At 35.1% G+C, this 22,778-nt stretch carries 16 protein-coding genes and 3 tRNA genes; 7 read left to right on the forward strand and 12 right to left on the reverse strand.

Translation table 11 applies throughout. From position 1 onward, the window contains the following. Positions 1-32: 32 nt before the first annotated feature. Positions 33-2,582: an ATP-dependent Clp protease ATP-binding subunit gene (locus HM990_RS05485; RefSeq protein ID WP_178987971.1), complete on the reverse strand. Its 2,550-nt coding sequence runs from the start codon at positions 2,580-2,582 to the stop codon at positions 33-35. 274 nt (positions 2,583-2,856) lie between these two features. Here HM990_RS05485 and gyrA point away from each other — a divergent pair, with 274 nt between their 5' ends. Both gyrA and HM990_RS05495 read left to right on the forward strand, forming a co-directional pair. Further along, entirely contained in the window at positions 2,857-5,418 is a 2,562-nt protein-coding gene (gyrA, locus tag HM990_RS05490; RefSeq protein ID WP_178987972.1) for a DNA gyrase subunit A, read from the forward strand. A 29-nt stretch (positions 5,419-5,447) separates the two neighbouring features. Further along, the gene (locus tag HM990_RS05495) at positions 5,448-6,734 is read left to right on the forward strand and encodes a tetratricopeptide repeat protein (RefSeq protein WP_178987973.1); all 1,287 of its coding nucleotides are present in this window, start codon (positions 5,448-5,450) and stop codon (positions 6,732-6,734) included. Positions 6,735-6,794: 60 nt separating this feature from the next. Here HM990_RS05495 and HM990_RS05500 read toward each other — a convergent pair whose 3' ends face one another. Both HM990_RS05500 and HM990_RS05505 read right to left on the reverse strand, forming a co-directional pair. Then, positions 6,795-7,544, reverse strand: a complete 750-nt coding sequence (locus HM990_RS05500) for a C40 family peptidase (RefSeq protein ID WP_178987974.1) — start codon at positions 7,542-7,544, stop codon at positions 6,795-6,797. Between the two features lie 9 nt (positions 7,545-7,553). Continuing rightward, positions 7,554-8,732, reverse strand: a complete 1,179-nt coding sequence (locus HM990_RS05505; RefSeq protein WP_178987975.1) for an acetyl-CoA C-acyltransferase — start codon at positions 8,730-8,732, stop codon at positions 7,554-7,556. A 114-nt stretch (positions 8,733-8,846) separates the two neighbouring features. Between HM990_RS05505 and HM990_RS05510 the strand changes: the two genes are divergently transcribed. Then, positions 8,847-10,898: an HD family phosphohydrolase gene (locus HM990_RS05510; RefSeq protein ID WP_178987976.1), complete on the forward strand. Its 2,052-nt coding sequence runs from the start codon at positions 8,847-8,849 to the stop codon at positions 10,896-10,898. Positions 10,899-10,938: 40 nt separating this feature from the next. Here HM990_RS05510 and HM990_RS05515 read toward each other — a convergent pair. From HM990_RS05515 to HM990_RS05525, 3 genes are all read right to left on the reverse strand, one after another. Continuing rightward, positions 10,939-11,012 (reverse strand) — tRNA-Arg (locus HM990_RS05515). A 34-nt stretch (positions 11,013-11,046) separates the two neighbouring features. Next, a tRNA-Pro gene (locus HM990_RS05520) sits at positions 11,047-11,121 on the reverse strand. Positions 11,122-11,173: 52 nt separating this feature from the next. Next, a tRNA-Ser gene (locus tag HM990_RS05525) sits at positions 11,174-11,262 on the reverse strand. A 375-nt stretch (positions 11,263-11,637) separates the two neighbouring features. Here HM990_RS05525 and HM990_RS05530 point away from each other — a divergent pair. The 4 genes from HM990_RS05530 (at position 11,638) to pdeM (ending at position 17,592) form a co-directional block, all read left to right on the forward strand. After that, complete coding sequence (locus tag HM990_RS05530) at positions 11,638-12,663, forward strand: ligase-associated DNA damage response exonuclease (protein ID WP_178987977.1); 1,026 nt, start codon at positions 11,638-11,640, stop codon at positions 12,661-12,663. Continuing rightward, entirely contained in the window at positions 12,660-14,249 is a 1,590-nt protein-coding gene (locus HM990_RS05535; RefSeq protein ID WP_178987978.1) for an ATP-dependent DNA ligase, read from the forward strand. Before HM990_RS05530 ends, HM990_RS05535 begins: the two co-directional genes overlap by 4 nt. 44 nt (positions 14,250-14,293) lie before the next feature. Then, a complete protein-coding gene (locus tag HM990_RS05540; protein WP_178991853.1) occupies positions 14,294-16,699 on the forward strand; it encodes a ligase-associated DNA damage response DEXH box helicase in 2,406 nt (801 codons plus the stop codon). Positions 16,700-16,944: 245 nt separating this feature from the next. Next, positions 16,945-17,592: a ligase-associated DNA damage response endonuclease PdeM gene (gene pdeM, locus HM990_RS05545; protein ID WP_178987979.1), complete on the forward strand. Its 648-nt coding sequence runs from the start codon at positions 16,945-16,947 to the stop codon at positions 17,590-17,592. Here the strand turns inward: pdeM and HM990_RS05550 are convergent. From HM990_RS05550 to HM990_RS05575, 6 genes are all read right to left on the reverse strand, one after another. After that, entirely contained in the window at positions 17,589-18,767 is a 1,179-nt protein-coding gene (locus HM990_RS05550; protein WP_178987980.1) for a class I SAM-dependent methyltransferase, read from the reverse strand. The genes pdeM and HM990_RS05550 overlap by 4 nt on opposite strands. A 7-nt stretch (positions 18,768-18,774) precedes the next feature. Then, positions 18,775-19,863, reverse strand: a complete 1,089-nt coding sequence (locus HM990_RS05555; RefSeq protein ID WP_178987981.1) for an AI-2E family transporter — start codon at positions 19,861-19,863, stop codon at positions 18,775-18,777. Positions 19,864-19,897: 34 nt separating this feature from the next. Next, entirely contained in the window at positions 19,898-20,401 is a 504-nt protein-coding gene (locus tag HM990_RS05560; RefSeq protein ID WP_178987982.1) for a TrmH family RNA methyltransferase, read from the reverse strand. 288 nt (positions 20,402-20,689) lie between these two features. Next, a complete protein-coding gene (locus HM990_RS05565; protein ID WP_178987983.1) occupies positions 20,690-21,331 on the reverse strand; it encodes a DUF4159 domain-containing protein in 642 nt (213 codons plus the stop codon). A gap of 1 nt (position 21,332) precedes the next feature. Beyond that, a complete protein-coding gene (locus HM990_RS05570; protein WP_178987984.1) occupies positions 21,333-22,037 on the reverse strand; it encodes a 16S rRNA (uracil(1498)-N(3))-methyltransferase in 705 nt (234 codons plus the stop codon). Beyond that, positions 22,037-22,660, reverse strand: a complete 624-nt coding sequence (locus HM990_RS05575) for a peptidylprolyl isomerase (RefSeq protein WP_178987985.1) — start codon at positions 22,658-22,660, stop codon at positions 22,037-22,039. Before HM990_RS05575 ends, HM990_RS05570 begins: the two co-directional genes overlap by 1 nt. Positions 22,661-22,778: the final 118 nt, after the last annotated feature.

Consider the following 22,778-nt stretch of genomic DNA (forward strand, 5'->3'; position numbering starts at 1 on the left):
GAAGGAGTTTAAACTATAATGGTTAAAATGTCTTAAGATTCAGTCGTTTTACCGGTAGATTTAATTTTAATGCTCAAAGCATCATTTTTTTCATCTAAATCCATAGTAATAGTATCACCTTCATGAATTTTAGAATTTATGATTTCTTCAGCAAGTGCATCTTCTACATATTTCTGGATCGCTCTATTTAGCGGTCGGGCACCATATTGTTTGTCAAATCCTTTTTCAGCAATATAGTCTTTAGCTTTTGCGGTTAACTTAAGCTCATAGCCTATATCTTTAATTCTGTCAATTAATTTAACCAGTTCAATATCGATAATTTTACTTATATCTTCTTTCTCTAAAGCATTGAACACTACGACATCATCAATTCTGTTTAGAAATTCCGGTGCAAATGCTTTTTTAAGGGCGTTTTCTATCACACCTTTCGCATAATCAGATTCTTGAGCTGCTTTTGCGGAAGTTCCAAAACCAACGCCAGATCCGAAATCTTTTAATTTTCGGGCACCAATATTAGAAGTCATGATGATAATGGCATTTCTAAAATCAATTTTACGACCTAAGCTATCCGTTAAATAACCGTCATCTAAAACTTGTAATAACATATTAAAGACATCTGGATGGGCTTTTTCAATTTCATCCAAAAGAACAACGGCATAAGGTTTACGTCTTATTTTTTCTGTTAATTGCCCACCTTCTTCGTAACCAACGTATCCTGGAGGTGCTCCAACTAAACGGGAAATAGCAAATTTTTCCATGTATTCACTCATGTCGATTCTTACCAGTGCGTCATCACTATCGAATAACTCACGAGCTAAGACTTTAGCTAACTGCGTTTTACCAACACCAGTTTGACCTAGAAATATAAATGAACCAATTGGCTTATTTGGATCTTTAAGTCCAGCTCTGTTTCTCTGAATAGCTTTTACAACTTTTGCAACTGCTTGATCTTGTCCGACTACTTTACCTTTTATTAATTCAGGTAATTGAGAGAGTTTATTGATTTCGGTCTGTGCAATTTTATTTACAGGAATTCCGGTCATCATGGAAACCACATCGGCAACATTATCTTCCGTCACTACTTCTTTATGTTGTTTGGTTTCTTCTTCCCATTTTTCCTGAGCTGTTGCTAGTTCTTTTTCTAATCGTTTTTCATCATCTCTTAGCTTAGCAGCTTCTTCATATTTCTGTTTTTTAACAACGCTATTCTTGGTTTCTTTAACTTCTTCAAGTTTCTTTTCCAATTCAAGAATTTGTTTCGGTACATCAATATTGGTTATATGAACCCGAGAACCAGCCTCATCTAAAGCATCAATGGCTTTGTCCGGTAAAAAACGCTCCGTCATATAACGGTTCGTCAATTTCACACAAGCTTCAATCGCTTCATTCGTATAATCCACATTATGATGTTCTTCATACTTACTTTTAATATTGTTAAGTATTTCAATGGTTTCTTCAACAGAAGTTGGTTCTACTATCACTTTCTGAAAACGACGCTCTAAAGCCCCATCTTTTTCTATGTATTGTCTGTATTCATCTAAAGTTGTGGCACCAATACATTGTATTTCGCCTCTTGCCAATGCTGGTTTGAACATGTTAGATGCATCTAAGCTTCCTGTTGCACCACCTGCACCAACGATAGTATGGATCTCATCTATAAAAAGAATAATATCATCATTCTTTTCGAGTTCGTTCATTACCGCTTTCATGCGTTCTTCAAACTGACCTCTATACTTTGTACCTGCGACTAAACTAGCCAAGTCTAAAGTTACGACGCGTTTATTAAATAAGGTACGTGAAACTTTTCGTTTTACAATTCTTAGTGCTAATCCTTCTGCAATGGCAGATTTACCGACACCAGGTTCTCCTATTAATAAAGGATTGTTTTTCTTTCTTCGACTTAAAATTTGGGATACACGCTGTATTTCTTTTTCTCGCCCTACAACGGGATCCAATTTGTCTTCTTCTGCGAGAACCGTTAAGTCCCTTCCAAAATTATCTAAAACTGGGGTTTTTGATTTCTTGTTCGTTTTACTCGCTTGTCCACCAAATGGATTTTGCTTAGCATCGCCATCATCATTCATATCATCATCAGAAAACGATTCTGCTTTTGGGGTTTCTAAATAATCATCTTCGTTAGTTGCCATAGATTTAAATTCTTCTTTTACGTTATCATAATCTACTTTTAGCTTGTTTAAAAGCTTAGTTGTTGGATCATTTTCATTTCTTAAAATACACAATAATAAATGTGCTGTGTTAATTGAGGTGCTTTGAAACAATTTTGCTTCTAAAAACGTTGTTTTTAATGCACGCTCTGCTTGTCTGGTTAAGTGTAAATTCTTTTTTTCGTTAGAGGTGGTTACTATGTTTGGGTTAGCAGGACTTAAAATCTCTACTTTACGCCTTAAGTGATTCAAATCCACTTCTAATGCACCTAATATATCTATTGCTTTGCCATTGCCATCTCTTAAAAGTCCAAGCATTAAATGCTCGGTTCCAATAAAATCATGGCCTAATCGCAAGGCTTCTTCTTTGCTATAAGCAATAACATCTTTAACTCTTGGGGAAAAATTATCATCCATATTATATTCCTTTCTGCTTTAAAAATAATAAAAACATATTGAGTATAAGTCAAAAACTATACCTTAATTAATAATTGTATTATATGTCGCAAACGAAGAGACTAAAAAAGCCTTTTAAATCAAAGGAAATATCGTGATACTTATTAACGAAAAAGATATCAATAATTGTTAATAAAAAACATCAAAAAGGATAATGGATTAGGCGTCTAAACGTACTATTTTGGTTATATTAGCACGTTAATAAAATTTACAAAAAAACTAATTAATTTTATATATGGCAGAAGGAGAAAAACTCATTCCAATTAACATTGAAGATGAAATGAAATCGGCTTACATTGATTATTCAATGTCGGTCATTGTGTCACGTGCGTTACCAGATGTAAGAGATGGATTAAAGCCGGTTCACAGACGTGTACTTTATGGTATGCATGAACTAGGTATTAGAGCAAATTCGGCACATAAAAAATCAGCAAGAATAGTTGGTGAAGTTTTAGGTAAGTATCATCCGCATGGTGATACCTCGGTTTATGACACTATGGTACGTATGGCTCAGGAGTGGAGTTTACGTTACATGTTAGTCGATGGCCAAGGGAATTTTGGTTCTGTAGATGGCGATAGTCCAGCGGCAATGCGATATACTGAAGCGCGTATGCGTAAAATATCTGAGGACATGTTGGCAGATATTGATAAGGAAACCGTAGATCATAAATTAAATTTTGATGATACTTTAGAAGAACCTACCGTTCTTCCAACACGTATTCCAGGACTTTTAGTTAACGGTGCTTCTGGTATCGCTGTGGGTATGGCAACCAATATGCCACCACATAATTTAACTGAAGTTGTTAATGGAACCATCGCCTATATTGAAAATAATGATATAGAGATTGACGAATTAATGCAACACATTAAAGCTCCAGATTTTCCGACAGGTGGAACAATCTATGGTTATGATGGCGTTAAGGAAGCTTTCCATACAGGTCGTGGACGTATTGTAATGCGCGGAAAAGCGAATATTGAAGAAGTACAAGGCAGGGAATGTATTATTGTAACAGAGATTCCTTATCAAGTGAACAAAGCAGACATGATTAAGAAAACTGCGGACTTGGTAAACGAAAAGAAAATGGATGGTATTGCCTCTATTCGTGATGAATCGGATAGAAATGGTATGCGTATTGTTTATGTTTTGAAGCGTGACGCAATTCCTAATATTGTTCTCAATAAACTATATAAGTACTCTGCTTTACAGACGTCTTTTAGTGTTAATAATATAGCACTAGTGAAAGGCCGTCCGCAATTGTTGAATTTAAAAGAATTAATTCATTATTTCGTAGAGCATAGGCATGAGGTTGTTGTAAGACGTACCACCTATGAATTGCGTAAAGCTGAAGAGCGCGCACATATTTTAGAAGGCTTAATTATAGCTTCAGATAATATTGATGAGGTTATTAAAATTATTCGTGCATCTTCTAATGCCGATGAAGCGCGTAATAATTTAATTGAACGCTTTAAATTGTCTGAGATTCAGGCAAAAGCTATTGTTGAGATGCGTTTGCGTCAGTTAACAGGCTTAGAGCAGGATAAATTACGTGCTGAGTATGAGGAGATCATGAAAACGATCATTGACCTTAAAGATATTTTGGAAAAGAAAGACCGCCGAATGGCTATTATAAAAGAAGAGCTTGAGGTTGTTAGGGAAAAATATGGAGATGAGCGTCGTTCTATAATTGAATATGCCGGAGGAGACTTGAGCATTGAAGATATGATTCCAGATGAGCAAGTGGTTATTACCATTTCCCATGCAGGTTATATAAAACGTACATCACTTACGGAATACAAAACCCAGCATAGAGGAGGTGTTGGACAAAAAGCTTCGACCACTCGTAATGAAGATTTCTTAGAGCATTTATTTGTAGGTACCAATCATCAATATATGTTGTTCTTTACGCAAAAAGGAAAATGTTTCTGGATGCGAGTTTATGAAATTCCAGAGGGATCAAAAACGTCTAAAGGTAGAGCGATTCAGAATCTCATAAATATTGAGCAAGATGATAAGGTTATGGCTTTCATTTGTACGCAAGATTTAAAAGATGAAGATTATATTAATAGTCACTATGTCATCATGGCGACTAAGAAAGGCCAGGTTAAGAAAACCTCTTTAGAGCAGTATTCCAGACCAAGATCTAATGGAATCAACGCCATTACTATTAAGGAAGATGATGTTTTATTGGAAGCGAAGTTAACAACTGGAGAAAGCCAAGTAATGTTGGCCTTGAAATCTGGTAAAGCCATTCGTTTTGAAGAAGCCAAGACAAGACCAATGGGGAGAAATGCTTCTGGTGTTCGTGGTATTCGACTTCAAAATGAAAAAACAGACGAAGTTATAGGTATGATCGCTGTTGATGATATGGAAAGCAATATCCTTGTCGTTTCTGAGAATGGCTATGGGAAACGTTCAAGTTTAGAAGATTACAGAATTACCAATAGAGGCGGAAAAGGTGTAAAAACCATTTCTATTACAGAAAAAACAGGTAACTTAGTATCAATTAAAAATGTGACCGACGAAGACGATTTAATGATTATCAATAAATCTGGTATTGCGATTCGTATGGCAGTAGCCGATTTGCGTGTTATGGGAAGAGCTACGCAAGGGGTTAAATTAATAAACCTGAAAGGAAACGATTCTATTGCTGCGGTTGCAAAAGTAATGAAGGATGAAGAAGACGATATCGAAGATATAATCTCTGAAGAAATTATAGATTCCGAATCAACTGATAGTCAAGACTCTAATGAAGATGGCACGGCTATTGATGAAGATGACACTGAAACTGAAAACTAAAAATTAATAACAAAAACTATTATTACAAGATGAAAAAATTAATGACATTAGTGCTTCTAGTAGCTGTAGCGTCAATGTCCTTTGCACAGAAAAAAGAGCTAAAGGAAGTTGAAAAAGCACTTAAAAATTCGAATTTTGCAGATGCCAAATCAGCAGTTTCTGCAGCGGAAGCCTTAATGGGAGATATGGACGATAAGTCTAAAGCGAAGTTCTATCTCTTAAAAGCACAAGCATTGTATGCCAATGGCGCAGGTACAGGTGCTAACATTGACGAAGCGATTGAAAGCTTAGACAAATTGAAAACGCTAGAGTCCGAAATGGGAAAATTGAAATATACCAAAGAAGCAAACGATATGACTGCTGAAATGGTAAATACGTTTTTAACCAAGGCTAACGATGCTTTTACAGAAAATAAATATAAAGCTGCGGCAAAAGGTTTTGAAAGGGTTTATAGAATGTCTCCTAAGGATACATTATACCTGTATTATGCAGCTTCAGCAGCTGTCTCAGAACCCGATTATGATACCGCTTTAGATTATTACATTCAACTTAAAAACTTGGGTTATGACGGTGGAGAAATGGTATATTATGCTACTAATGTAGAGACAAATGAAGAAGAAAGTTTTAGGGATAAAGCATCTAGAGACCTATCAGTAAAAGCAAAAATGCATTCTGATCCGAAAGATGAAAAAGCCGAATCTAAAAAAGCGGAAATTGTGAAGAATATCGCTTTAATCTATGTCTCTCAAGGAGAGGATGAAAAGGCTTTGGGTGCTATGGCAGATGCTAGGGCAGAAAATCCGGACGATCTAGGTTTATTATTGTCAGAAGCGAATGTATATCTTAAAATGGGTAATACAGAAAAATTTAAAATTTTGATGGAAGAAGCAACTCAAAAGGATCCAAACAATGCTGAGTTGCAATATAACCTTGGTGTTTTAGCTGCAGAAGCTGGAAACCAGGAAGATGCCATTAAATATTATGAAAAAGCTATTGCTATCGACCCCAATCATGTAGATTCGTACAATAATATTGCGGTTGTTATACTGGAAGGTGAAGCAAATGTTGTTGAAGAAATGAACAATTTAGGTACAAGTGCCGCAGATAATAAAAAGTACGATGAGTTAAAAAAACAGCGTACTGAAATTTATGAAGAAGCAATACCTTACTTGATAAAAGCACTAGATTTAAAAGAAACCAATCTTAATGCAGCTATGACTTTGATGAATATCTATAGTGCATTGGGTGAAACAGATAAGTTTAAGGCAATGAAAGCTAGAGTTGAAGCTATGCAAAGTTCAGCTGAAGGAAATTAATTATTCGTAGAAATAAATATAATTTGAGATCGTCTAAAAAGAAATTTTTAGACGATTTTTTTATACAATCTTTTTAATAACTCTCAGTCTATGAGTATGTGTGTTTTTCTCAATATTATAAATGCCGCTATGGTCTAATCGGTCAATTCTTACCTTACCATGTGCGTGAATGATATAATTATCTTCCATGATAATGCCTACATGCGTAATGTTGCCTTCTACATTATCAAAAAAAGCCAAATCACCTGGTTCGCTTTCTTCAATAAAACTTAAGGCCTCACCTTGTGTAGCTTGTTCGGAAGCGTCCCTAAACAGTTTATAACCATTTAGTTTGTAGACCATTTGCGTAAAACCGGAACAATCAATTCCAAAAGGTGTTTTTCCACCCCATAAATATGGCGCGTTCAAAAATAAAAACGACGAATTGATAATATTTTCCTTTGCCCTTTTTGAAGTTACTGCAATGCCATCAAATTGATGATTTAATAAACTCAAACCATTCAAATCTGATCCTACAGGAATAGGGTAAAGGTTATTTGAATCGTCCGAAACAAATTCAATTAAATCTTTGGAAAGGTTAATTTCTGATTTATCAAGGTCATTATAATTAAGCTCTTCAATTTCTTGATATTGCTTATTATCAATCCAACCTTCATAATTATCAAATGCAAAACGAATACGACTCCACTTTTTTCGTTGTTCAAGCACTTTGAAAAAATCTCCATACAATGCTTGCGTTACCATTTCACTGGTATCGTTGGGTTCTAATCGTATAGGTACAATCCCTAGATTGCAAATGCCGTATTGCATAACGTTAGGTTAAGCGCGTTCTATTACCATTGCAGAAGCGCCACCACCACCATTACAAATAGCTGCAGCACCTAGTTTGGCATCATTTTGATGTAACACATTGATTAATGTCACAAGAATTCTTGCACCAGAACATCCTAGCGGATGACCCAACGAAACGGCTCCTCCATTAACATTGACTTTACTGTCGTCCAATCCTAAAATTTTCATATTCGCCAAGCCAACGACTGAAAATGCTTCATTAAATTCAAAATAATCAACAGCATCTAATTCCATATTTGCTTTTTTCAATGCTTTAGGTAATGCTTTAGCTGGTGCGGTTGTAAACCATTTAGGTTCGGTAGCAGCATCTGCATAACTTTTTATGGTCGCCAAAGGAGTTAAACCTAATTCTTCAGCTTTTTCCCTGCTCATTAAAACCAAGGCAGCTGCGCCATCATTTATAGTTGAGGCATTTGCTGCAGTTACTGTCCCATCCTTAGTAAACGCAGGACGTAAAGCAGGAATTTTTTCCATTTTTACATTGGTGTATTCTTCATCTCTATCAACAATTGTAGGTTCGCCTCTACGTTGAGGAACTTCAACGGCAATGACTTCATCTTTAAATTTACCATCGTCCCAAGCGGCTTTGGAGCGTTCGTATGATTGAACAGCAAAAGCATCTTGGTCCTCTCTAGAGAATTTATATTCAGTAGCACAGGCATCTGCACAAACTCCCATGGCATTTTTATCATAAGCATCAACTAATCCGTCCTTTTGCATGCCATCTTCCAGTGTTGCAGGTCCGAATTTTGTTCCAGTCCTAGCGTGATAATAATGTGGAATCAAACTCATGTTTTCCATACCACCAGCAACAATAATTTCAGCATCGCCTAATTGAATAGCTTGTGCCGCTTGCATCACAGCCTTCATCCCAGAGGCGCAGACTTTGTTTATTGTGGTACAGGGCACTGTATCTGGAATACCAGCATAAATTGCAGCTTGCCGCGCAGGTGCCTGACCAGTACCAGCTTGTACGACATTTCCCATGAGAACTTCATCAACCATTTCAGGTTTCAAATTAATCTTATCTAAAGCTCCTTTGATGGCTGCAGCACCTAATCGTGGAGCAGGTACTGTAGATAAACTTCCTAAAAAACTTCCTATGGGTGTTCTAACGGCTGAAACGATAACGACGTCCTTATTCATTGTGCGTATGTTTGATGTTATTTGCTGCGAAATTAAACATTTTTTGAGAGATTTTAGAATGTATTAATGATATTAGCAGTCTAAAAATCTAATATTTACTACATTTGATTGTATATGAATGTATTCCTTAATAAATGGTATAAGAATCATGCTTTGGTCTATAAGATCCTATTGTTCTTAGTGACCACCTTGTTTATAGTCTATTTGTTTCCTAAAACAGGGAAATTCAGGTACTCTTTTGAAAAAGGCAAGCCTTGGCAGTCTGAAAATTTATATGCGCCTTTTAATTTTGCGATAAAAAAATCCAACGCTGAAATAGAAAAAGAAAAAGCTGAAATAGAAAATCAAAGTCCCTTATATTTTGAAGTGTCAACAGACATAGAAGCTGAAGTTCTATCTGAGTATTCTGAAGTATTTAATCAAGTATTTGTAGATTCAATTGACTATAATTTTAAAAAGCAGACTTTATATGATAAAGGTAAATCATTAGTCAATAAACTGTATGCAACAGGAATTTTAGATTTAGATTATAGCTATGATGATGATCGATCTGTGATTTTAGCAACTTCCAATAAAGTTCAGAAAGAATTACAATATGGAAGTTTATATGAGTTAAGCGAATTACGTCGAATCTTTGAAAAAGATTTAGATAATTCATTGTCTGAAGACGTTAAGGTGAAAATGATATCGATTTTTTTCGATGTTATTAAACCAAACATAAAACTAAATAAGAGTTTAAGTGAAAAAGCACTTGAAGAAGAGCTGTCACGACTTTCACTAACCAGAGGTCGTGTTGAAAAAGACCAACTTATAGTTTCCAAGGGGCAAGTTATTGAAGCAGACCAGTATGATATTTTAAGCTCCCTAAAATCTGAATATGAGTCTCAAGTTTGGAACTCAGCAAATTATAATTGGGTGCTGGTTGCCTATACATTGCTCGTGGCATTGGCTCTTTTAATGCTCCTGTTGTTTCTTAGAAAATATAGATTAGAAGTTTTTTTGAATAATATTAAAGTCACATTTATATTTTTCAATATTGCTTTAATGATATTGCTAACCACTTTGGTTATTAATTATAATTCCCAATACATCTATGTGGTGCCATTGTGTATTTTGCCTTTGGTGCTAAAAGCTTTTTTTGATGCCAGACTAGGTTTGTTTGCCCATGTACTGACCGTTTTACTCTTAGGATTTGTGGTGCCGAATAGTTATGAATATATGTTTCTTCAAATTATTGCAGGAATGGTGACTATTTTAACGGTGTCCGAGTTATACAAAAGAGCTAATTTATTTATTTCAGTAGGTCAAATAACATTTATATATATCATTGCCTATTTTGCTTTTTTTGTTATTCACGAAGGACAATTAACCGGCTTGAAATTGGAGACATTCGGTCTATTCATATTGTGCGGTTTGGCAACACTTTTTGTTCAGCCTTTAATATATATATATGAAAAGATTTTTGGACTTGTATCGGATGTTTCCCTTTTAGAACTTTCAGATACAAATACAAAATTATTGAAGGAGCTATCCAACAAAGCTCCGGGAACATTTCATCACTCCTTAAATGTCGCCAACTTAGCAGAAGCTTCAGCTAATGAAATAGGAGCTAATGCTATGTTGATTAGGGTAGGAGCGTTATATCATGATATAGGTAAGATGAATAACCCTACATATTTTACCGAAAATCAGAGTACAGGAATTAATCCGCATGATGAGTTATCGAGTAAGGAAAGTGCAAAAATTATCGTAGATCATGTTATAAAAGGTATCGAGACCGCTAAAAAATATAATCTACCCGATCGTGTAATAGATTTTATAAGAACCCATCACGGCACAAGTTTGGTTTACTATTTCTATATGAAAGAAAAAGCTGAGAATGAAAATGTGGACATTAATGATTTTAAATATCCTGGACCAAAACCATTTAGTAAAGAAACGGCCATATTAATGATGTGCGATAGTGTAGAAGCAGCATCAAAAAGTTTAAAAGAACCTACAAGTACAAAGATTAATGATTTTGTTGAAAATATCATCAATAAACAAATGGAAAGCGGTCAATTTTTGAATGCCAATATCACGTTTAAAGAAATACAATCTATAAAGAAAGTACTTAAGCATAAATTGGCCAATATTTATCATTTGAGGATTGAGTATCCTGAATAAAAACACAAAAAAGCCTCACTATTTCTAGTGAGGCTTTCTGTGATCGCACTAGGATTCGAACCTAGGACCGCCTGCTTAGAAGGCAGGTGCTCTATCCAGCTGAGCTATGCGACCATTTAGAGTAAAACTCCAAAAATCCAATAAAAAGTCGGGGTGGCAGGATTCGAACCTGCGGCCTCCACGTCCCAAACGTGGCGCGATAACCGGGCTACGCTACACCCCGAAAATTGATTATCTTAATATTACTTGCAGTCGCATAAGCTGCAGTAAATTTGCGGAGAGACAGGGATTCGAACCCTGGGTAAGTGTTTCCACCTACGACGATTTAGCAAACCGCTCCTTTCGGCCACTCAGGCACCTCTCCAATATGTATAAGAACATTCCTTTAAATGCGGATGCAAATGTAACGCAACATTTTAAAGAACGCAACAATTTTTTTGAGTTTTTTATAAAAACAACGCGAATATTTTTCCAGATATTATTAAGTATATATTTATCAGACTAATATCTGAGTTTTATTCAGTTTTTAGATACTTTTAAGGCGGTTAATAAGACTATTAGCTTAGGCCTTTCTTACTATTACGATTTCATAAATATTTTTCAAGACGAATTGATCTGGAAGTTCCCAAGACGGTCTATTAAATCATGGATATAATTTCAAATGTGCTAAAATTTAACTTTAATTTACTAATAAAGCTGTCACTTTTTTAATAGCTTGTAAGAGTTATAAATAAAATGCATGCAGCTCATAAAATTCACAAAAAAAGGTATTTACTGTCCACAAGGTAAATTCTTTTTAGACCCTTGGTTTCCTGTTGATTATGCCATCATTTCCCATGGGCATGCAGATCATGCACGTTGGGGAATGAAGCACTATTTATGCCAGGATGATTCCAAAGCGATTTTACAACATCGTATAGGATCTGATATTAAGATTGAAAGTTTAGGTTATGAAGCGCCCTTGCTAATCAATGGTGTAAAAGTGAGCTTTCATCCAGCTGGTCATGTCATTGGTTCTGCTCAAATCCGACTGGAATACAAAGGATATGTCGTTGTATTTTCTGGTGACTATAAAACACAACCCGATTTTATTTCAACACCATTTGAACCCATAAAATGTAACACCTTTATAACTGAAAGTACTTTTGGATTGCCTATTTATAATTGGAAAAGCGAAAAAGAACTTCAAACAGAATTACAAGAATGGGTGGAAAATAATAAGGCCAATAATCGAACGTCTGTCTTTCTGGGTTATTCTTTGGGAAAAGCACAACGCTTAATGTCTTTGTTAGAGGGATTAGATGAAATTTATGTGCATTCTGCGATTTATAATTTGAATGAAGCGATTTCAAATTCTGGAATTCGATTACCAAAAACGACCTTAATTACGAATGACTTTGATAAAAAAGCACTTCAAAATAAAATAGTTATTATGCCACCTGGATTGCTAGGTTCCAAATTATTGAAACGTGTTCCAAATGTAGCTACTGCCATTTGTTCTGGATGGATGCAAATTAGAGGGAATAGACGTTGGCAATCCGTAGATGCTGGTTTTGCAGTGAGCGATCATGCGGATTGGAATGGTTTGTTGTCAGCCGTTAAAGCGACTGAGGCAGAACAAGTTTATGTGACTCATGGCTCGCAAGCTATTTTTTCGAAATATTTGAATGAAATAGGAATTAAAGCCCATGAACTCAAAACCGATTTCGGAGAGGAAGCTATGGCAAAAGCGGAGCAAGAATCTGAAAAAAAAGTTGAAGCATGAAACAGTTTTCAGAACTTATAAGTGCCATAGAAATCACCAATAAAACCAATGCAAAAATCGAAGCATTGGTACATTATTTTCAGGTAGCTCCAGCCAAAGATAAATTATGGTTGATTGCCCTTTTCACGGGAAAACGACCTTCAAGACCTGTCAAAACCACCTTGATGAAACAATGGTGTATGGAAATCACCCAATTGCCAGAATGGCTGTTTCTTGAGAGTTATAGTACGGTTGGTGATTTGGGAGAGACTATTGCTTTGCTTTTGCCAGAACCTGCAAATAATATAGAACTGACATTAAGTGAGTGGACGACACAGCTTAAATCCTTAAAACCTAAATCTGACGATGAGAAAAAAAAATATGTTCTTAATGCTTGGAATGGTTTAAAACAGCAAGAACGCTTAATTTTTAACAAGTTAATTGGTGGCAGTTTTAGAATTGGCGTGTCAAAAAAGACCTTAGTCAATGCCTTGGCAAAACTTACCAATATAGATGCCAATCAACTAATGCACAGTATTATAGGTAAATGGGATATCGATACCATTTCGTTTGAAGATTTAATTAATGGCTCCCATATTAATTATGATAATTCCAAACCTTATCCATTTTGCTTGGCTTATGCCTTGGAAAAGGAACTTCCTGATTTAGGCGAACCAGAAGATTGGATGGTGGAGCAAAAATGGGATGGCATTAGAGGGCAAATTGTAAAGCGTAATAATGAAATCTATATATGGTCGCGTGGAGAAGAGTTGGTGACTGAACAGTTTCCTGAATTGGTGGAGACAATTTCTAAATTCAAACACGATTTTGTTATCGATGGAGAAATCCTCGCCATGAAAGATAATTCAGTTTTACTATTTAACGATTTGCAAAAGCGACTGAATCGTAAAAACGTGACTAAAAAATTACTTCAAGACGTGCCTGTCGGTTTTTATATTTACGATATTTTAGAATTTAATGAGGACGATATAAGGGAAAAACCAATGATAGAACGACGTTCAGTTTTAGAACAACTTTTTAATTCCATTGAGCCTCAACATAATTTAAAACTATCCTTTCTAGTCGATTTTACGACTTGGAAAGACTTATATCCTATACGTGAAAATTCCAGAGCCATTAATAGTGAAGGCTTGATGTTGAAGCAAAAAGCATCACCATATCATACAGGTCGAAAAAAAGGCGATTGGTGGAAATGGAAAGTAGACCCATTAACTATAGATGCTGTGATGATTTATGCACAAAAGGGTAGTGGTCGTCGTAGTTCAAAATATACTGATTATACGTTTGCCGTTAAGAAGGAAGATAAATTAGTTACGGTTGCAAAAGCTTATTCTGGTTTAACCGATAAAGAGATTACCGAAATATCGCGATGGGTTAATAAAAATGCGATTGAAAAATTCGGGCCAGTACGAACAGTCAAACCAGAGTTAGTTTTTGAAATTGCTTTTGAAGGTATTGCGTTTAGTAATAGACATAAATCTGGCGTGGCTTTGCGATTTCCCAGAATTGCACGTTGGCGAAAAGATAAGCCTGTTGAAGATATAGATACTATTGAAACCGTTAAACAATTGATAACTGCACCTTGAGCAAATTTAAAGACAGTACTGGGTTGCAAATTGTCCACAATTGGATGGCTGAAAAAGGACAAAAACCGTTTCCGTTTCAAAGTCAGACATGGCAACGTTATGGCAGTGGGTATAGTGGAATGGTCGTTGCTCCAACGGGTTTTGGAAAAACCTTTTCCGTGTTTTTAGCCGTAGTCATAGATTATCTAAATCATCCCGAAAATTATCCCAAAGGATTAAAATTATTATGGATAAGTCCATTACGCTCATTAGCTAAGGATTTGGCAAAAGCCATGACGGAAGCCGCTGAGGATATTGGTTTGGATTGGTCTGTACAAGTGCGAAATGGAGATACACCAACTAGTATAAGACGAAAACAAGAACGGTTAATGCCAGACGTTTTGCTAACGACACCAGAAACTATGCATCTCATGTTTTCCCAGAAGAAAAACAAACGCTTTTTTAAAGGTGTAAAATGTGTAGCTATAGATGAATGGCATGAGTTATTGGGAAATAAAAGGGGCATTCTCACGGAATTAGCCATTTCGCAATTAAGACATTACTCGCCACAACTTCAAATTTGGGGCGTCACGGCAACCATTGGAAATTTAGAAGAGGCCAAACACGTGTTGTTACCTTATGCTGGTTTAAAAGTTACTCAGATCACCGCTAAAGAGAAAAAGAAAATTGACATTGTTTCCGTACTTCCAGATGAAATTGAAGTGTTGCCTTGGGCTGGACATTTAGGAGGAAAGATGGTCGATAAAATTTTGCCCATTATTGATGCTAATACCACCACATTGATTTTTACGAATACCAGAGGTCAGTCTGAATTATGGTACCAATTACTATTAAATGCCAATCCAGAATTAGCAGGAGTTATGGCCATTCATCATGGTTCCATAGATAAAAAATTAAGAAATTGGATAGAAGATAGTATTTCCAACGGCTATTTAAAAGCGGTAGTTTGTACTTCTTCTTTAGATTTAGGCGTCGATTTCAAGCCAGTCGATTGTGTGATACAAATTGGTTCAGCCAAAGGAATAGCGCGCTTTATGCAACGTGCTGGTCGCAGTGGCCATTCGCCTTATGAGCGTTCAAAAATATATTTTGTGCCTACACATTCGTTGGAACTGGTTGAAGTTTCAGCTTTAAAATCGGCCATAAAGGAACAGGTGATTGAGTCGCGTGAACCCATGGTATTGACATTTGATGTGTTGATTCAATTTATGGTCACATTAGCCGTTGGTCAAGGTTTCGATTCTGAAAAATTATTCAATCGAATAAAGCAAGTTCATGCGTTTCATTATATCACTGAAGACGATTGGCAATGGTGTTTACATTTTATTACCAAAGGCGGTAAAACGCTACATTCATATGAGGAATTTCATAAAGTTGTACAAGATGAAATTGGGGTTTACAAGGTGAAAAGCAGAAGAATAAGTATGTTGCATCGCATGAACATTGGAGCCATTGTAAGTGAAGCTTCCATGATGGTCAAATATTTTTCTGGTGGTTATATTGGCATGATTGAAGAATTCTTTATCTCTAAGCTAAAACCTGGTGACAGTTTTATATTAGCTGGACGTATTTTAGAATTGGTAAAAATCAAAGATATGACCGCACTTGTGAGACGAAGCAAAGCAAAGAAAGCAGTCTCGCCAAGTTGGCTGGGCGGTCGTTTGCCTTTGACTTCACATTTAAGTCATTTTTTAAGATTAAAATTATCAGATGCTTTAGATCCTGGACGATTGGAAAAGGAATTAAGGTTTTTAAACCCATTGATAATCCGACAAAAAGACCATTCGCACATCCCAAAAGCTGACGAGTTTTTAATAGAAATGATAGAAACTAAAGACGGACATCATTTATTTATGTATCCTTTTGAAGGTCGATTGGTCCATGAAGTGTTTTCGTCCTTAATGGCCTATCGAATCAGTAAGTTAAAACCATTGACTTTTACAATTGCCATGAATGACTATGGCTTCGAGTTATTGAGCGACCAAGCGTTGCCGATTAATGAAGATAATATTTCAGCATTGTTAAGCAAGGAAAATTTAATGGACGACGTCATTGCCAGTATCAATGCATCTGAAATGGCATCACGAAAATTTAGGGATATTGCCGTTATTGCGGGTTTGGTAGTGCAATCACAACCTGGAACTCGTAAAAACAATAAAAGTTTACAGTCGTCTTCGGGATTAATTTTTAGAGTGCTCGAAGATTATGAACCTGATAATTTGTTATTACGACAAGCTTACACCGAAGTTTTTAATCAGCAATTGGAAGAGGTGCGTTTACAAGCGGCATTCGATAGAATTTCAAAAAGTAAAATTATCATAAAACGTGCAAAATCGTTTACACCTTTGAGTTTTCCATTAAAAGTTGATAGCTTACGCGGCACAATGACCAATGAGAATTTGGATAAGCGCATTCAGCGAATTAAATCGCAGGCTTTTAAAATTGATTAATAATTTGACTACGACCTGCAAGGTTTATATAACATAAGTTTGTGAAATACAGATATTTATGGGATTAGGAATAAATTAAATTAACTGGAATGTTTAATAAAAAGACACCCCTAAAGTCCCCTCAAGGGGACAATACACTCAGTTGAATAGGACCATTGTCCCTTAGAGGGGACTTTAGGGGTGTAAAAAAATAATAATTATAATACTTTTGAACCCTTATAGGATAAAATAAGTGAATTACCATTTTGAAAATTAGTACCAAAAATATAATAGTAAATGATGACGCGTTAACGCTTACCAATCAACGCGCATTATTTTGGAAACGTGAAAATGCGCTGATTATATCTGATGTTCATATTGGAAAAACAGCTCATTTTAGAAAACACGGTATTCCAATGCCAGCTGCGATTCTTCAACATGATTTGGAACGTTTAAAAACGTTAATTCTTCATTTTAAAACACAACAGCTTTGGATTGTTGGCGATCTATTTCATGCTGAAAACAATAGAGACATGTCAACCTTTAAGTTGTGGTTAGAGCAATTTGAAAACTTAGAGATTACCTTAGTTAAGGGTAATCACGATAGACTTTCCCATACATTAATGGATGATTTTAATATAAAAGTTGAAACAGAACTTATGGTTCCGCCATTTCAATTTATACATGAACCGATGGAACAAGAAAATGATATGTTTTCGATATCTGGTCATATTCATCCTGGAGTTATGATTAAAGGAAAAGGCAAACAAAAATTAAGGTTACCTTGTTTTCAAGTAACCAATAATCAAATGATTTTACCGGCATTTAGCTTATTTACGGGATTGAATACAAGAATAAAACCCAAAGATTGTGTCAGCTATGCATTTACGGAAACTGCTATTTTTGAGTTTTAGATTTTTGAGCAGATCACAATTATTTTTTCATCATTTAGGTTTGTAGTAAAAAAAAGGTAAACCGAACCGCCATCTTTTACCTTCAGTTTTTTACGAATATCTTTAACTGCTAATGGAAAATTACGTGTAGTGATATTAGCCTTTGTAATTTTTTCTTTGGAAAAAGCTTTTTTGTTGAAAGCCAATACCTTTTCAATTTTAAATCGTCTTCCTGGAAAATCAAAGCGCGATTCAGACGTATAAAGATGAGAGTGTTTGTGAAGTTTATCGACCTTCAAGATATCACTAATGGAATTAAAACTTCCTGATTTCAAAATTGCCGAATTTGGTTCGTACAAGTAGGTCAGTGGTTCACTATAATTGGCTATTGCTTTTGATTCTTCATGGAAATTGAATTCAAAATACTGCGAATTCAACTTTTGTAAATTCACGGTTTTTACCAGCACCTCGTTTTCAAAATCACGTTCCAAAATCCAAAGTAATTCTTTTACCTCATTGTTTACTGCAACGATATGAATTTCCTTTACATTTTTTAAGTCTGAAAGTGTTGCTGATAAATCCAGTAATGGCGACGTTTTGATCATGACATTTTTGGCATATTTCAGGAATAGACCTTGATAGGTTTTAATATTAGGTTCGCAGTCGGCTAATAAAAACACTTTTTGTTTGGAATGATCACGACGTGATGGATCGATATAAATCCAATCGAACTCTTCGTCAATTCGTTTTAAAGCTTCAATGCCGTTTTCGTTTAAACAAGTGATGTTTGGAACTTGTAATACTTCAAAATTATGTTTGACGATTTTTGAAAGCTCAGCATTAATTTCACAATGTGTAACGTTTTTGACTTGTTTTGAGAAGTAAAACGCATCGACTCCAAATCCACCAGTGAGGTCAATTATATGTTGTCCTGAAATCAGTGAGGCTTTATATTCAGCGGTTGTTTCAGAGGAGGTTTGTTCAATGTTCAGTTTATTGGGAAAGTAAATATGGTTGGCATCAAACCAAGTTGGTAGTTTCTTTCGGCTTCGTTTTTTGGCTTCAATTTGTTCAATAACTAATTTCGGATCTACACTTTCAAACGGAATGCCTTTCAACACTAATGCTGATAGATCTGAATTTAAATTATTATTTATGAATTCTTGAATTTCTATATGTAATAAATCGCTATTCAAATCAAAACTATAGATCTTTCGTTAGTTTCTGAACGATATTGTAATCCGATAAAAATTCCTTCAAAATAACTTTTATCGCTGTATAAGTCGGTATGGCAACAATCATACCTACAACACCAAATAAAATACCTGCAATGATGATCACCAAGAAGATTTCCAACGGATGTGATTTTACACTTTTGGAAAATATATACGGTTGACTAAAGAAATTATCAACTAATTGGGCGATAATAAAACCGATCATTACATAAATGGTTTTTGGTAAAATAACGTCGCTAAAACTTTCTCCCAAATTACTCGACATACTTAAAAGTAAAATTAAAAACCCACTAACCAATGGCCCAACATAGGGTACTAAATTGAGAAGCGCACATAAAAAGGCAATAACAATAGCGTTATCAATTCCAAAAATTAAAAGAACAATGGTATAAATAACGAATAGAATTAAAATTTGAAGTATTAACCCTACGAAATATCGAGATAACAAGTCTTTTATAGCGGTCATAGAACGTTTAGAGCGTTCCTCATTTCCGCTTGGTACAAATGTCATAATACCATCTTCAAACAATTTACTGTCTTTTAAAAAGAAAAATGAAATAAAAAGAACCGAAAACAAGCCAATACTAAAACTGCCCAACCCACTGATAAAACTGTTTAAAAAGTTAGGAATAATGGCAAAATCTAATTTAGAAAGCATGTTGGAATCTTTAATGGACTGTTCAACATCGATATGATTAAATTCAAAATAGGTTATGATTTGATTGTAGAGATCTTCAATATTTACCTGTAATTGTTCAATATTTAGTAACGCCAAATTATGACCTTGCTCAACAATTAACGGAATAAACAGACCGACTAATCCCACCAAAAGTCCCATTAGCAAAAACATGGTGACCACAACTGCAATGGTATTACTAAATTTTAGTTTCCGTCTTAAAAATAATATAATCGGTCGACCGATCAATGATATAACTGCAGCGACTGCGATGTAAACAATTACAGATTGAATTTTATAAAGAAAGTATAGCACTAAAGCAACAGCAAGAATTACTCCCAATGCTCTTAAAATACCGTTGGCTATAATTTTTGAGTTCATGGGATAAATATAATCAAAGATGCTGAGATAAAATTTAAGAATTCAGTTGTTTGGTAATTTCATAAAGCGCAATACTTGTGGCTTGCACCACATTCATACTGCTATTGTTTCCAAACATATTAATATGGATGACGGCATCCACTTGTTCTAAAATGGTTTCTGAAACTCCAAAGTTTTCATCGCCTAAGATGAGTGCAATTGGTTGTTTTGTTTGTAGTTTGAATTCGGATAGAGCCTGACTGTTTTCCGTAATCTCCAAAGCAATCAAATAATAATTATTGGCCCTTAGATCTTGAATTTGCGTTTCAATAGCTTCATTTATGCTATGATTGACATACTTTTCCGTAGAGCGCGATGTTTTTGTCATTCGCTTTCCTAATGAAATATCAGACCCACAGAAAATGAGTTCTTCAATATTGAAAGCATCCGCAATTCTGAATAAGCTGCCGATATTTGGTGCATTAGTTATGTTATCGCAAACTATTTTGATTGGATGTTTCTGTTTTTTGAAGTTGGAATTGTAGTGGTTGAGTTGCAAAAGGATTTACGATTTTTGATTTACGATTTACGATTTACTGTGGTTTAATCGTGATTTTCAGATTAAAAAAAAGGATTTCGATATTGTTGAGTTGATTGCTGATAAGTTGGAGGCTTGTTAGTTTTTGGTTTGCATCGACTTCGCTAATATTCTTAATTCTTAATTCTTAATTCTTAATTCTTAATTCTTAATTCTTAATTCTTAATTCTTAATTCTTAATTCTTAATTCTTAATTCTTAATTCTTAATTCTTAATTCGTAAATCAAAAATCGTATATCGTAAATACCCTCAGTTTTCAAAAGCATACTTCACAATATTAGCGCCCATCTTTAAAGCTTTTTCCCTCACATCTTCGGGATCATTATGGACTTCTTGGTCTTCCCAGCCATCACCTAAATCGCTTTCGAAGGTGAAAAGCAACACCAATCTGCTCTCATAAAAAATACCGAAAGCCTGTGGCGCTTTGCCATCATGTTCATGGATTTTTGGTAAACCGTTTGAAAATTCGTAAGCCGAACTGAATATTTTATGGTCTTTTGGAATTTCAACCAAATCACTATTCGGAAAAACCTTTTTGAGTTCTTTGGTTATGTAAGGTTCCATTCCGTAGTTATCATCAATATGGAGAAATCCTCCTGAGATAAGGTAATTCCTTAAGTTTTCGGCATCATCATCGCTGAAGAATACATTGCCATGACCTGTCATATGCAACAAAGGAAATTGAAAAATATCTGTGCTACCCACTTCAACCGTTTGAATGCTTTCATTAATATTGGTGTCAATATTATCGTTGCAATATTTCACCAAATTTGGCAAAGCTGTTGGGTTACTGTACCAATCGCCACCACCTTTGTATTTTAAAATGGCGACGTCCTGGGAAAAAAGGAACACTGTAAAAAATGTAAAATATAAAGTAAAAAAGCATTTCATTTTATTCATTATTAAACGCCACAGAATGACAAGCGGCAATGGCTGCAGTTTCAGTTCTTAAACGTGTCTCACCCAAAGTTACAGGAATAAAGTTATTCGCCAATGCCATTTCGATTTCTTTAACGCTAAAGTCGCCTTCGGGTCCTATTAAAATAGTACAATCGGTTGACGATTTTAATTGCGATTTTAATGATTTTTTATCGGTTTCTTCGCAATGGGCAATGAAAGTTTGACCTTCAATATCTTGATTTATAAAGTCCTTAAAAGCTATTGACGCATTTAGTTTTGGTAAATAACATTGCAACGATTGTTTCATGGCAGACTGAATGATTTTCTCAAAACGTTCGGTCTTTACCACTTTACGTTCGCTATGTTCGCAGATAATAGGTGTGATAGTCTCAATACCGATTTCAGTAGCTTTTTCTAAAAACCACTCGTATCTGTCGTTCATTTTTGTTGGCGCAACCGCTAAGTGCAAATTGAAATTGCGTTTAGGCTGAAAGCTTTTTGAGGTAATGGAAACGATGCAATTCTTTTGTTCTGCCAATGTGATTTCGGCAGTAAAAAGCCAACCTTTTCCATTGGTAATTTGTAAAATGTCTCCAGCTTTTTTTCTTAAAACTTTAGCGATGTGTCGGCTTTCATCCTTATCGAAATTAAAACTAGTCGTGGTCTCAGAAATATTAGGGTTATAGAATAATTGCATTACTCAATATTTTCAGAAAATTTTAAAACTGTAATTTCCTCAATAGGAGTTCTATCCTCAGTTTTAATGACGAGGTAGTATTTTTGATTTTCTAAATCATCAATCGGAAAAATAGCGTCAATGTCATGGTTTTCAGCAAAAGCAATATCGTCAAATGCTTTAGACATATCTCCAGCTTTAATCCAACCTGTATCGCCACCTTTTTTTGCGGTACGATCTATAGAGTTATGCTTAGCTAAGTCCTTGAACCTGTAACCTTGGTTGTATAGTGAAAGTACTTTTTCACGTTTAGACAGTGCCTGTTCGTCCGAAGCATCGAATACAATAATGCTAAATTTGATGTAATCTACTTGAGCTTTGTCAATTACCTTGTAAAAGGTTTTCTTAAAATCAGTTCTAATAACTTTTTTTCCACCTTTCGACATGTTGAATAAATCGTTGGCCAATCTGGTTTTATGCTTTTCTCTATTGAATGTGAAAAGTTTGCCTTGTTTGGGTTTGTTGGCTTTCAAAAAAAGGGTTGCCTCATCAGGCGTGGAAATAGAATCTAACTGTTGTTCCAAAGCCATTTGTGAAAAGCCGAATAATGGTAAAAAAAGTAAAAGTGTAAATAAATGTTTCATGTGTAGTTAATTTAGTTTGATTTAGGGTAGTACAAAACAACTAAATTTTAATATATAATGGAAGAGAAGGTTTGGAAGGATGTTAACATTTGTTTTAACAATTTAGTCTAAATGTTGT

The organism is Winogradskyella schleiferi, assembly GCF_013394655.1.
Taxonomy (GTDB): domain Bacteria; phylum Bacteroidota; class Bacteroidia; order Flavobacteriales; family Flavobacteriaceae; genus Winogradskyella; species Winogradskyella schleiferi.